Source organism: Pumilibacter muris (assembly GCF_943193045.1).
Classification (GTDB): domain Bacteria; phylum Bacillota; class Clostridia; order Christensenellales; family Pumilibacteraceae; genus Pumilibacter; species Pumilibacter muris.
Genome location: NZ_CALPCN010000001.1, coordinates 197143 through 209089, shown reverse-complemented (window position 1 = coordinate 209089; position 11947 = coordinate 197143). Strand labels below are relative to the sequence as shown.

The 11947-nt window shown below is 46.4% G+C and carries 10 protein-coding genes; 2 read left to right on the top strand and 8 right to left on the bottom strand.

Annotated features, from left to right (window positions below):
• Positions 1-2: 2 nt before the first annotated feature.
• From NFR62_RS01130 to NFR62_RS01120, 3 genes are all read right to left on the bottom strand, one after another.
• Complete coding sequence (locus NFR62_RS01130) at positions 3-485, bottom strand: UvrB/UvrC motif-containing protein (protein WP_251612376.1); 483 nt, start codon at positions 483-485, stop codon at positions 3-5.
• A 36-nt stretch (positions 486-521) separates the two neighbouring features.
• The gene (locus NFR62_RS01125) at positions 522-1004 is read right to left on the bottom strand and encodes a CtsR family transcriptional regulator (protein WP_251612374.1); all 483 of its coding nucleotides are present in this window, start codon (positions 1002-1004) and stop codon (positions 522-524) included.
• Positions 1005-1226: 222 nt separating this feature from the next.
• The gene (locus NFR62_RS01120; protein ID WP_251612372.1) at positions 1227-1685 is read right to left on the bottom strand and encodes a deoxycytidylate deaminase; all 459 of its coding nucleotides are present in this window, start codon (positions 1683-1685) and stop codon (positions 1227-1229) included.
• Positions 1686-2037: 352 nt separating this feature from the next.
• Here NFR62_RS01120 and NFR62_RS01115 point away from each other — a divergent pair, with 352 nt between their 5' ends.
• Together NFR62_RS01115 and groL are read left to right on the top strand one after the other, a co-directional pair.
• Entirely contained in the window at positions 2038-2322 is a 285-nt protein-coding gene (locus tag NFR62_RS01115; protein WP_251612369.1) for a co-chaperone GroES, read from the top strand.
• Positions 2323-2340: 18 nt separating this feature from the next.
• Positions 2341-3963 (top strand): chaperonin GroEL, encoded by a 1623-nt coding sequence (groL, locus tag NFR62_RS01110; protein ID WP_251612367.1) that lies wholly within the window; start codon positions 2341-2343, stop codon positions 3961-3963.
• Positions 3964-4263: 300 nt separating this feature from the next.
• Here groL and NFR62_RS01105 read toward each other — a convergent pair whose 3' ends face one another.
• The 5 genes from NFR62_RS01105 to NFR62_RS01085 are packed head-to-tail and all read right to left on the bottom strand — an operon-like array spanning position 4264 to position 11907.
• Positions 4264-6480, bottom strand: coding sequence for an MGH1-like glycoside hydrolase domain-containing protein (locus NFR62_RS01105; protein WP_251612365.1), 2217 nt, complete (start codon positions 6478-6480; stop codon positions 4264-4266).
• Between the two features lie 12 nt (positions 6481-6492).
• The gene (locus NFR62_RS01100; RefSeq protein WP_251612363.1) at positions 6493-7986 is read right to left on the bottom strand and encodes an Rne/Rng family ribonuclease; all 1494 of its coding nucleotides are present in this window, start codon (positions 7984-7986) and stop codon (positions 6493-6495) included.
• The gene (locus NFR62_RS01095; protein ID WP_251612361.1) at positions 7983-8636 is read right to left on the bottom strand and encodes a TIGR03936 family radical SAM-associated protein; all 654 of its coding nucleotides are present in this window, start codon (positions 8634-8636) and stop codon (positions 7983-7985) included. Before NFR62_RS01095 ends, NFR62_RS01100 begins: the two co-directional genes overlap by 4 nt.
• Positions 8630-10411, bottom strand: a complete 1782-nt coding sequence (locus NFR62_RS01090; protein ID WP_251612359.1) for a TIGR03960 family B12-binding radical SAM protein — start codon at positions 10409-10411, stop codon at positions 8630-8632. Before NFR62_RS01090 ends, NFR62_RS01095 begins: the two co-directional genes overlap by 7 nt.
• Positions 10408-11907, bottom strand: a complete 1500-nt coding sequence (locus NFR62_RS01085) for a DUF4132 domain-containing protein (protein ID WP_251612358.1) — start codon at positions 11905-11907, stop codon at positions 10408-10410. Before NFR62_RS01085 ends, NFR62_RS01090 begins: the two co-directional genes overlap by 4 nt.
• Between the last annotated feature and the right edge of the window lie 40 nt (positions 11908-11947).

Genomic DNA, 11947 nt, shown 5'->3' with positions numbered 1-11947 from the left:
CCTTATTCTCCTTTTAGCTGACGCATTCTGTCGCGTATAATGCCCGCTTGCTCGTACTCTTCGAGTTCAATCGCTTTTTCAAGTTCTTTTTTAAGTCGGTCGTATTCTATACTAACGCTGTTTTCAACACCCAAAGGCACTTTCCCCACATGACTCGCGTCCCCTTGCATGCGTCTTATGACAGGCATAATAATGGGAGCGAACTCTTTATAGCAGTTAGAACACCCCACAAATCCCGTTTTAAGGAATTCGTCGCCAGTAGTTCCGCACGACGGGCATATAAAATCGTTGCGCGCCGACAGACGCGGCTCGTCGAAAAATCCGCCCAAACTCCCGAAAAGATTGCCGAGCCCCGATATTTTCATAAGACTGCCGCCGTACTTTTTTTGGCACTCGCCGCACAAATGTCGCTCGGTTGTTACGCCGTTAATTTTTTTTATGGAATGAAAAGTAGCTTCGCGTTTTCCGCATTCGTCGCATTTCATAAATCTTTTACCTCCCTTTCTACTTATAATATAAACTCAATTTCTCGGCTGAACGCCGTCTTCCGTAATTTTAAGCAAGTATAGCAAAACGGACTTCATAATACTCGCGCGCAAACCGTCTTTGGCAAGCGTCGGCGCAACAAGCGCTTTGTCTGAAAGCACAACTTTCAATATTTGCGCTTCGTTTCCGCTCAAAAGTTCTTCCGCCTCCATTCGGTCGAGAATTTGACAAGCCCTGTTATAAGAAAGCCCTTCGGCTATCGTATGCCCTATAAGCTCTTCGAGCATTTCATGCGGCGGCTGATTTATGCGCACAACCGTAATAAATCCTCCCCCGCCTCTGCGCGATTCTATCGCATAGCCGCGTTCGGGGGTAAACCGAGTGCTTAAAACATAATTTATTTGGCTCGGCGCGCATGAAAAATAGTTCGCAAGTTCGTTACGGCTAATACTTAAGCTGTCGTCGTCGCCGAGAGTGTTCAGCAAAAACGCTTCTATTAAATCGCTTATATTTGCCATTATGCCCTCCTTAGCCGCGCATTGCCATAATTATATTATTGCACGGCAACGGCAAGTAATTCGTCGGCAGTCTCAAAAGTTTGACTTTCTTTGACCTTTGACTTTCGAGCATATTATAAACCCCCTTTTCGAATTTGTCAAGGGGTTTACAAAAAATTTTTTATTTATTTTTACGTTTTTTGTAAGTTAAGCTTATTCAGCCCCACAACACAGTTTAAAAACTCACTCCGAAAACTTTTCGATTTGCACTCCCGCTTCGCCCAAAAGCTGCAAAGAAAACTCGTCGGGATACCCTTCGCGGTACACTATTCTCGAAATTCCGCTGTTTATTATCATTTTTGCGCAGATTACGCAAGGTTGGTGCGTGCAATATAGCGTAGCCCCCTCAACGCTTAACCCCATGCGCGCGGCTTGAATAATCGCGTTTTGTTCGGCATGGGTGGCATAACACACTTCATGGCGGGTTCCCGACGGAATGTTCAATTCACGCCTAAGGCACACTCCGCGCTCTTTGCAGCTTTTAACTCCGCTGCTTGCTCCGTTATACCCCGTTGTGAGTATTCTTTTATTGCGGGCGATTACTGCGCCCACCTGCCTATTCTCCTGAAAACAGCTCGACCACGAAGCGACCAAATCCGCCACTTCCATAAATCTTTTATCCCATTTTTTATCCGCGTTCATTTGCGCAAATCCTCTTCTAATTTAAAATTTATATATATTGTAACATATTCGAAAAGGTTATTGCAAGCAAAAATGTGCCTACCCCCGTCCAAGCAAAAAAATTTGTAAAAATTTATTGAAATTCCTTGACAAACGCGATTTTACGGCGTTATAATATGCTCGAAAGTCAAAGGTCAAAGAAAGTCAAACGATTTTGACATACTTTCAAGCTTAAAACCGACCCCCGTTTCGTCGCAAATATTTTTCGATATAATACGAGCGGCAAACGCCTTAAAAATACTTGCTATTTTTTGTCTTTTAAGCTATTATATTTAATGTTTGTGTTAATAATCTATTCAGGAGGATATAAATCATGAAAATCAGACCTTTGTTCGACCGAATCGTAATAGAACCGGTTGACACGGAAGAAAAGACCAAAAGCGGCATAGTGCTTCTTGCGAAAGACCAAGAAAAGCCGCAAATGGCAAAAGTTATTGCCGTAGGACCCGGCGGAAACGTTGACGGCAAAGAAGTGGTAATGGAAGTTAAAGTCGGCGACAAGGTGCTTTATTCCAAGTATGCGGGCAGCGAATTTAAAATCGACGGCAAAGAAGTCACGATTATGCGTCAGAGCGACGTTCTTGCCGTTATAGAATAATTTTCGGAGGAAACCATTATGGCAAAACAAATCAAAACGGGCGAAGAAGCAAGAAAAGCGCTCGAAGCGGGCGTTAACGCGCTTGCAAACACCGTAAAAATCACACTCGGACCTAAGGGCAGAAACGTGGTGCTCGGCAAAAAATACGGCGCCCCCCTCATCACCAACGACGGCGTGACAATCGCCAAAGAAATCGAACTCGAAGACCAATTCGAAAACATGGGCGCTCAACTTGTGCGCGAAGTAAGCACTAAAACAAACGACGTTGCGGGCGACGGCACTACCACCGCCTGCGTGCTTGCTCAGGCTATCATACGCGAAGGGTTGAAAAACGTTGCCGCCGGCGCCAACCCCATGATTCTCAAAAAAGGAATCGCTTCCGCAACTGCGGTTGCAGTAAATCACCTTAAAACAATATCCAAAACGGTTGAATCCGAAAAGGAAATTCAACAGGTTGCAAGCATTTCGGCAAGTGACGAAACCGTTGGTAGCCTTATAGCCGAAGCAATGCAAAAAGTAGGCAAAGACGGCGTTATAACTGTTGAAGAAAGCAAAACTATGGACACCAACCTTTCCATTGTGGAAGGCATGCAGTTTGATAGAGGTTATGCTTCGGCATACATGGTGACCGACCAAGATAAAATGGAAGCGGTGCTTGAAAATCCTATGATTCTCATTACCGACCGCAAAATAAGCACCATTCAAGAAATTCTCCCCGTTCTCGAACAAATCGTTAATCAAGGCGCAAAACTTCTTATTATTGCCGACGACATCGAGAGCGAACCCCTTGCCACTCTTGTGGTGAACAAACTTCGCGGAACGTTCAACTGCGTGGCGGTTAAAGCGCCCGGCTTCGGCGACCGCAGAAAGGAAATGCTCAAAGATATTGCAGTTCTCACAGGCGGCACCGTGATTAGCGAAGAAACGGGTATCGAATTTAAAGACGTAACCGTAGATATGCTCGGCAGAGCCAAGCAGGTTAAAGTAGACAAAGAAAACACCACTATTGTGGAAGGCAACGGCAAGAGCGCCGACATTAAAGCGCGCATTAAATCAATTCGCGCTCAAATGGAAACCACCACTTCCGACTACGACAAAGAAAAGCTTGCCGAACGCCTCGCTAAACTTGCGGGCGGCGTGGCGGTAATCAACGTGGGCGCCGCTACCGAAGTGGAAATGAAAGAAAAGAAACTCCGCATAGAAGACGCTCTCGCGGCAACCCGCGCGGCAGTTGAAGAAGGCATGGTGCCCGGCGGCGGCGTTGCTCTTCTCGGCGCAGTACCCGCTATTAAAAAACATGTTGAAACCCTTGCGGGCGACGAAAAAACGGGTGCTACTATTGTGCTTAAAGCCCTCGAAGAGCCTATCCGTCAAATCGCGCACAATGCGGGCGTAGACGGAGGCGTTGTGGTGAACACCATTCTTTCGTCTAAAAAAGCCAACTACGGCTACGACGCTCTTAAAGACGAATATTGCGACGTTGTTGCCAAAGGCATTATCGACCCGACTAAGGTTACGCGCTCCGCTCTTCAAAACGCGGCGAGCGTGGCAGCAACCTTCCTCACCACCGAAAGCGTTGTTGCGGATATTCCCGAACCCGAGCCCGCAGCTCCCGCAGGCGGCATGGGCGGAATGTATTAAGCCGTAACAAAAAATAAGTAATATAGCAAAAAAAATGCACGGCAAGCGAATAAAACGTTCGTTTGCCGTGCATTCTATTATTACAAGGCAAAGATTTTTCACAAAATTTTTTAACTTCTACCGAATAAAAACGACGCCCTATTATCCGAAAATTAAGACTTTTGTCTTACCGAACAACGAAAAAAGGCGCCGCATAAAACTTTTATGTGATATATCGGCGCCTTGCGTAAATATAAAAGCTACCGTCTGAAATAATACGGTAGCTTTTTTTGCGCTTTCAAACAAATTTTAAAACAAACGTTACACAGGTTGAATATTCACCATTCCGTTATCGGCAACCACCTTAGACCGCCCCACAGGCACTATAAAAAAGTATTTTACCGTACTTTTTTTATCGTCGCAAGGCATGTTCAAATGCACGGTAACGTTAGCGTGCGCGTCTATCATAAATTCGCACCCGCCGCTCGAATCCAAAAAGTTTCTCACAACGAATTTGCCGCCCTCGCCGCGAAAAATGCTGACGTCGTCAACAATCAAAGTGGTTTGCAAATCGTTCACTTCTATGCTGTAAGAGCGTCCGAGCATTCTAAGGTTAGAAAGCGAATGGTTTCCCTCCACAAACGTGCCGAAACGCAACGAGTTCGTTTTTAAGTCGGGACGGAAATACTCCAAATCGAGCAATTCCTGCAAGCCTATCATTGCAAGCATGTTGCCGTGCGCGGAAAGATATTCTTTGGATTTATAGCGTTTTCCGTTCGGAAGATACAAGGAATAGTTTTCCACGTTGTCGTTTTCGTTGTTCTGCCAAAGTCGCGCGGATTTATACGCCACCATACCCGCGATTTCGTCTAAACCGTAGCGGCACAATCCGTGATATATTATATAATTTACATACGGCACTATACTGCCGCGATATTGCAAAAACGGCGGATTGCGATGCCCGTTGTTCGTCGGCTTCCCCTTTTGCCCGTATTCTCGGTTGTTTATGCTTAGAGTGGGAATTATATAATTGCCCCAAAAACGCGCTGTGTCGGTAAGATTGCAGATGAGCGCGCCCAATTTTTGCGGAGTGTCGACAGCGCCGGCTATGAGCGGATAAAAGCTATTTGCGCCGTAGCTGTGCGCCCACTGCCCCGTAACGTACCGCTCCATATATATTCCCTCTTCATCGTTCCAAAATATGTCGTTTATCACCTGCACAAGGTCGCGACGGGCTTTCGCATAACGTTCTTCGTTGGTAAGCCCCGACATATAACAAATCCTCTCTAATATATCGAAAGACAAAAGTTTTAAGCACGTTAAATCCAAACTGTACATTTGCATTGTGTTGTACTTTTCTTTAAGCGGCGAATCCGTCCATTTGTATGCAACTTCTTTCTTGTCGGAACCGCATACAACGGGACGGGGGTCGGGCGGATACAAGTCGGCAAGCTTGTTGTATAGCTTCAACATTTCGGTTTTTTCCGGCGAATGAGCAAGCACATGCCACACCGCGAGCGACGCCATAACTTTGTCTTCGATAGTGTAATTAAGTTGATTTGTAGCTTTGTCTATACCCGTAAGGCACCCCAACACCGCGCAACAATTTTCTTCGAGACCTCTTATATCGAAATGACTGTTGAGCACCGAACGCTGAGGTGAATAAATTTCGGTTAAAAGATACGGATAATATATGCGCGACCAAAGCACCGAATTTAGCATACGTTCGGCGGGCGCGCCGAGTATTCCCGTGCCCATAGTTTTATTTACGCCGTACCTCAGCTCCGCCGTCTCTATTTGGCTTATTATTTTATCCATGCGAGGAACGTCGGAAGAAAATATTTTCTCGTCGCCCACAGCCGCGTAAACGTAAACGCTCGGCTGGTTTTTGTTTATAACGAATTCCATTATGGCTTCGTTAAACGCTCCGTTGGCGCTGTCGCTCGGCTTATTAAAGCTTTGCGCCATAAAATATTCGCGCTCGGGTTCGGAATCGGCAACCGCCAAATATCTGTCGGTATATACCGCGTTCGCGTCGCTAAGCGCGATATTGCCCGGAATGACGGCAACGTAAGGGCATCTTCCCTGAACGTGCGAATCCTCTATGCTTAGTTCGCTGAACGCCGTGTAAAAAGGATAAAAAATAACTCTGACACGAAGCTTTTTGCGCGCCGAAACTTGAAGTATTATGCTTTGTTCGTTATGTTTAACCCATTTCGCGCTAAGCGCGCCGCTCGCAAAATGCGCAAAGCTACCGTCGGCGGTGTTGGCGCAACTCGCGCTTAGGTTATTCACAAAATCGTCGTTATCGAGCCACTTTTTGCCGTCGAAACAGCAAACTTTTATGCCCCACATCGAACCGTACTTTCCAACGAGCATTGCGCCGTTTATTGCGGCGTAATCGTATCCCACCCCTTGCAAATATCTGCAAGGATAGTTTTCGTCGGTTATTTCGGGACCTTCCCTCTTTTCTTCGTAGAACTTATCGTTAAACGGAGGGCGGAACGCAAACCCGTATTCTTTGTTTATATAACGCATTTATTCCTCCCGTCAGTGCAACAGCCGCGCCGATTGCGGCAACGACAGCGCGACGTCGTTAGAACCCGTAACTATAAATTCAAGAGGTTTTACTACGGCGCTAGGCACAAGATAAATTCTTTTGTTTTTCCATTCCTTTTCGAACATTCCCGAAAAATATTTTCCCGAAAGAATGTTTTCGGTAACAACCGAATTAAGCGTGACGACGGCGCTCTGAAAATCGTGCTCGGCAAAAAGATTTTTAATTGCCGCCCTAAGTTTTCTTGCAACGTAGTCGCCGTTAGGCATAACGCCCGACCCTTTACAGTGAGCGCACGGTTCGAGCAATTTTGTGGAAAGTTCTTTACCCACCTTTTTGCGCGTCATTTCCACAAGCCCGAGTTGAGTCATATCTTGCACTCTCGTTTTAATGCGGTCGCGGATTACCTCGTTTCTCAGCGTTTCAACTACTGCGGCTTTGTGTTCCTCGTTTTGCATGTCGATAAAATCAACGACTATTATTCCGCCTATGTTGCGCAGTCTCAGTTGCCTCGCTATTTCGTGCGACGCTTCCATATTAGTAAAATATACCGTCTCTTCTCTGTCGGCGCCCGCAGAAAAACTTCCTGTGTTTACGTCTATCGCGGTGAGCGCTTCAACTTGGTCTATAATCAAGCTCCCGCCGCTCGGCAAACTGACTTTACGCTCCAAAAGCTTATCAACCTGCTCGCCTATGCCGTAATAGTCCCACATATCGTACTTGCTTTCGAAAAACTCCACTTTATGGTGAAAATCGGAATTCAATTCTTTTAAAAGCGTTTTCAAACTTTCTACAGTTTTCGCTTCGTTGCACACTATCTTTTCCACGTCGTTGCTAAGCATATCGCGCACCGAACGGTACACCAAATTGTCTTCGCTGTGCAGCAGCGCCACTCCGTCGCAAGAGTCGTAGGCGGCTTTGATTTTATCGAACATTGCCTGCATACGTTTTATTTCCGCAATAATATCGCTTTTTTTCGCGTCTATGCACACCGTGCGAGCAATCAAGCCGCCGCTTTCCGGCTTATGCTTTTTGAGCAATTTCGTTAGCATATCGCGGCGCTCGGGAGAAGTGATTTTGTTGGATATTCCTATAAAGTCAATCGAGGGCAAAAAAACGACGTATCTTCCGGGTAACGAAATGTTCATAGTAAGGCGCGCGCCCTTTTGCCCCGACACCTCTTTCGTTACCTGAACCATAACATACTCGCCCGAATTTACGGCAAGCGAACCCGGCACAAGTCTCGCAAGGTCGGCGCGGTCGTAAAGAGTTTCGCCAACGTTCAAAAATCCGTTTCGCGGTAAGCCTATATTTACAAAAGCGGACTCGAGCCCTTGCAGAATGTTTTCTACCCGACCTTTGTAAATATTGCCAGTTAAACGGTTATTCTCTTTGTATTCGATGTGAAATTCTATAAGTCTGCCGTCTTCCATAAGCGCGACGCTCGACATAAAAGATTCCACGTCAATCAAAATAGAACGCTTCAATTACAACTCCCAAAAAGTATAGTGTCCAAATCGACGAAATTACAATCGTACATATTTGTTTTTATAATGTCGTAGCCGCACGTTATGCCGTATATTTTGCACAGCGAATTAGTAAGCCTATCAGCTCTGAGGTTTTTATTTCCGCAACTCAACCTCAACTTTACGGTGCGTTCGTCGCAAACGCGCAAAAACGATATAAGCGGTTTAACGTCTTTTTTAACAAGCTCGCCCTTTTGTTCGTAAGATATAACGCATTCGTCGAGTTCGGCAAAGCTTTCAACCGCCCGCAAATTATCTACTTTGCCACGCATAGTAACTGTATAATCGGCAAAGCACATGATTTTCGCCACATTAGGGTCTTTTTCCGCTCTTGCCGCCGCCGTTATTTGGAGCCCCGACGGCAAAGATTTATTGAGCTTTTCCGCAAATTCGTTAGGTTCTTCGTTTACATACGCGCAAAAATATTCGCACTCGCTTTCCGTGCCTATCGGCAAAGGCTGCCCGAAAAATATTTTCATGTGCGGATTAAATCCCTCGCTGTATTCCGCTTTAACCCCTATACGACGTATTCCCATAACAACGGCGCGCAGAGTGTCGAGGTGAGGAACAAACGAAGCATTTCCCACACGCTTATATTTGCAAATCAGCATTCGTTCCCTCCCGCGCAGTTTATTTTAAACGCAGAAGGGTATTCTTTGTTTATTCCGCAATTATTGCAACCTTTTCTGCAATCCTTAGTCAGTTCGCCGCGACGCGATTTTTCACGTTCGCGTAACAAAAATTCGCGCGAAATTCCCGCTTCGATTCTCTCCCACGCGCAAGGAATTTCAAGACTCTGTTCGCCGCAATAGTCGTCAGGCTCTACGCCGCAACGCTCGAATGCGTCCATCCATTTATCATAATCGAAAAATTCCGTCCAACTGTCGAAAATACAACCCGAATCGTAAGCCGCTTTTATAACGCCGTTCATTCGCTCGTCGCCACGCGCGAGAGTAGCCTCTATTCTCGACGTTTTTCCGTCGTGATAGTTGTATTTCACGTTTAATGGTTTAAGCGCGTTTTTAAGCAACGCTTGCCTCCGCTCTATTTCAGGTAAAGAAATTTGAGCTTCCCACTGAAACGGCGTAAACGGCTTAGGCACGAAAACCGACGTAGAAACGCTAAGCGACAACGGCTTGCGCGATGAGGCATGCGACTTATAACAGTATTTTATTTTTTTAACAAGCTCCGCAATGCCGAGAATATCTTCGTCGGTTTCTGTGGGAAGCCCAAGCATAAAATACAGTTTTACGGCATGATAGCCTTTTTCGAAAGCATATCCGCACGACGTAAGCACGTCGTTTTCCGTAACGTTTTTGTTTATCACATCTCTAAGACGTTGCGTTCCCGCTTCGGGCGCAAACGTCATGGAACTAAGCCTGCCCGTAGCCACAAATTCGGCTTCGAAACTGTCAACTCTTGTAGACGGCAACGAAATATTAACGTGCCGCTCGTCGCAAACGGGTTTTATTTTCGCAAGCAATTCCCTTAAACAAGGATAATCGCAAGTAGATAAACTCGAAAGCGTGATTTCGTCGAAACCGTTGTTCGCAATTAGCTCTTCGGTATAGCGTTTAAGCGTTTCGGGAGTGCGCTCTCTCACAGGTCGGTAAATCATTCCCGCCTGACAAAACCTGCAACCGCGCGTGCAACCGCGAAATATTTCGAGAACCGAACGCGAAAACACGGCTTCTATATTCGGTATTTGCACCTTTGTGGGAAAAAACGCAGTTTCCAAACTGTCTATCACCGCGCGGCGAACCTTTCCAGCGCTCACGCCGGGCACAAACATTCCGTCTATTTCGGCAATACGCTTTAACGTTTCGTTTCTGCCCCATCCTTCGCGTTTGCCTTTAACAATAGTGTCGGCAAGCAAACTAATCGCCTCTTCGCCGTCTCCTATGCTGAAAACGTCTATAAAATCGGTTAGCGGCATTGGGTTTATTACGCAAGGTCCGCCTGCCACTATAATGGGCGACGCTTCGCCGCGTTCGGCGCGCAAAACAGGCACCCCGCCGAGTTCCAACATTGCAAGCACGTTTGTATACGACATTTCGTATTGCAAGCTGAATCCTACCGCGTCAAATTCGCAAAGCGGCGTGTGCGTCTCTTGGCTGAAAAGACGCATCCCGCGCGATTTAAGCTCGGTCAACATATCGCTCCACACCATATAGCAGCTTTCGCATGCGGTGTCGGCTCTGTTATTAAGCATATAATATAATATTTTAATGCCGAGATTGCTGTGCGCCACCTCGTACACATCGGGAAAGCACATCAAAAAGCGCAATTCGGCGTCAGACCTTATATGAGGCGTGTTAAATTCGCCGCCGCAATAGCGCGCCGGCTTATCCACTTTAAGCAATAAATCTTTTATTTCGGACTTCATTGGCACCCCATAAGTTCGTAGACGGCGTACATAAATTCGCTGAATGCGCGAGCGTCTATTTTAGACACGGGAAAAGGCGCCACTCCGTCAACAAAACGCTGCCCGCCCAAACGTATAACGTCTTTTTCCGCATAAAAGCGAACTCCTTGCGCTTGAACGGAATAATCGTCGCTCACTGCCGAAAAATCAAGCGGCGCAATTCCGAGCACGCATAAAATTCCGTCGCGCGCAAGCCCCACCTGCGAACAAAACCCGTCGGAATTGCGGTTCAGCGGCTTAAAACCGTATTTTTTCATCCCCGCTTTAAATTTACCCGTGCCGAGCACCGTGCCCGAAACGCCGAAGCAACCGTTGCTTCGTTTATCGTCCGCCGACGGAAAATACGCCTTTCTCTTTATTTGGTTAAACGGCTGTTCAATATCCAACCTGCGCAAATATTCGGTTGAAGAATTTAATTCCACCGGATGCAACACCTTTATTTCGCAACCGTTCGGAATGTCATACGGTCGGTTATCGAGGTCGAGCACTTTCCCCTCGTCCACTATTGCTATGCCACGCATAAAACCGTTTTCGTACACGCTGAAAAACAACGATTCGGCAATTTTCAAATAAGGCGCAACAAGCCACTCCGAGCGGAACTTTTCGCAAGAAACCGACGTTCCGTGCACCATAGCATCGTACAGCACATTTTCCGCAACCTTTTTCCCGTCGTTTTCCTTAGGCTTTCGGCTTGCCGACATGCTGCTTTCAATCAAAGAAAGCACAGATTTCGAATTTTCGGTTTCGTGCAATTCGCGCAAAAAGTCAAGAACTTCGGAAGAATTTTTAAACGACAACAGCAAACGCGTAGCCGCCACTTTGCCGTCGTTTTTCAACGAACCGTACATGGGGCGCACTATTTCGAAAACTTCGTGTTTATACCCGCGCAAAAAGTTTCGCAACGCGACTTTATTCACTCCCTTTCCGAAAACCGCAAGCTCGGTAAGTCCTTTAAGAGCGCGTTCTTTATCCACGCTCAACATTATCGACGCAAGTTTAAAGTCGGGGTCGTTAACCGTTAAATACTTCCATGCGCTGTCGTAGTCCGCTTTCGCAAGTTTAGTTAAAAAGCGCACCGCCGAAACTTGCCAAGCGCGCAATTCGCTTTGCTTTTTCGCGGTTGCGGCGCAATACATAAACGGAACCAAACGCCCTTCGCTTATTCCGCAGTTTTCGGCAAGCTGCATAAACAAACTGAAATATCTTGTGTTGATGTTTGTTGTTCCGCTTGTTACGGCAACGTAATCCGCGCTCGAATTTTGCATGTTCACATGACCGTTTATATGTCCGCAATATATGAGCTTCAAAATCTGCTCGTACCGACATTCGTCAAGCAAAAATTCCAAAACACGCTTTCTATCGGAAGCGGAAGTTTGCGCCGAAAAAAAACCTCGCCCCGCAGGCTCTACGGGCGAATTTTCGTTTGGCAATAATTCAATCATTTGCGTATACGTCATCGGTAGCTCCAAAAATTTTGCCGTTCGTTTCGCGCATGTG

Excerpts from the sequence above, each read along its gene's own strand:
- NFR62_RS01130 (WP_251612376.1), bottom strand. The coding sequence starts at position 485 with ATGAAATGCGACGAATGCGGAAAACGCGAAGCTACTTTTCATTCCATA.
- NFR62_RS01095 (WP_251612361.1), bottom strand. The coding sequence starts at position 8,636 with ATGCTGATTTGCAAATATAAGCGTGTGGGAAATGCTTCGTTTGTTCCT.
- NFR62_RS01090 (WP_251612359.1), bottom strand. The coding sequence starts at position 10,411 with ATGAAGTCCGAAATAAAAGATTTATTGCTTAAAGTGGATAAGCCGGCG.
- NFR62_RS01115 (WP_251612369.1), top strand. The coding sequence starts at position 2,038 with ATGAAAATCAGACCTTTGTTCGACCGAATCGTAATAGAACCGGTTGAC.
- NFR62_RS01120 (WP_251612372.1), bottom strand. The coding sequence starts at position 1,685 with ATGAACGCGGATAAAAAATGGGATAAAAGATTTATGGAAGTGGCGGAT.
- groL (WP_251612367.1), top strand. The coding sequence starts at position 2,341 with ATGGCAAAACAAATCAAAACGGGCGAAGAAGCAAGAAAAGCGCTCGAA.
- NFR62_RS01105 (WP_251612365.1), bottom strand. The coding sequence starts at position 6,480 with ATGCGTTATATAAACAAAGAATACGGGTTTGCGTTCCGCCCTCCGTTT.
- NFR62_RS01085 (WP_251612358.1), bottom strand. The coding sequence starts at position 11,907 with ATGACGTATACGCAAATGATTGAATTATTGCCAAACGAAAATTCGCCC.
- NFR62_RS01125 (WP_251612374.1), bottom strand. The coding sequence starts at position 1,004 with ATGGCAAATATAAGCGATTTAATAGAAGCGTTTTTGCTGAACACTCTC.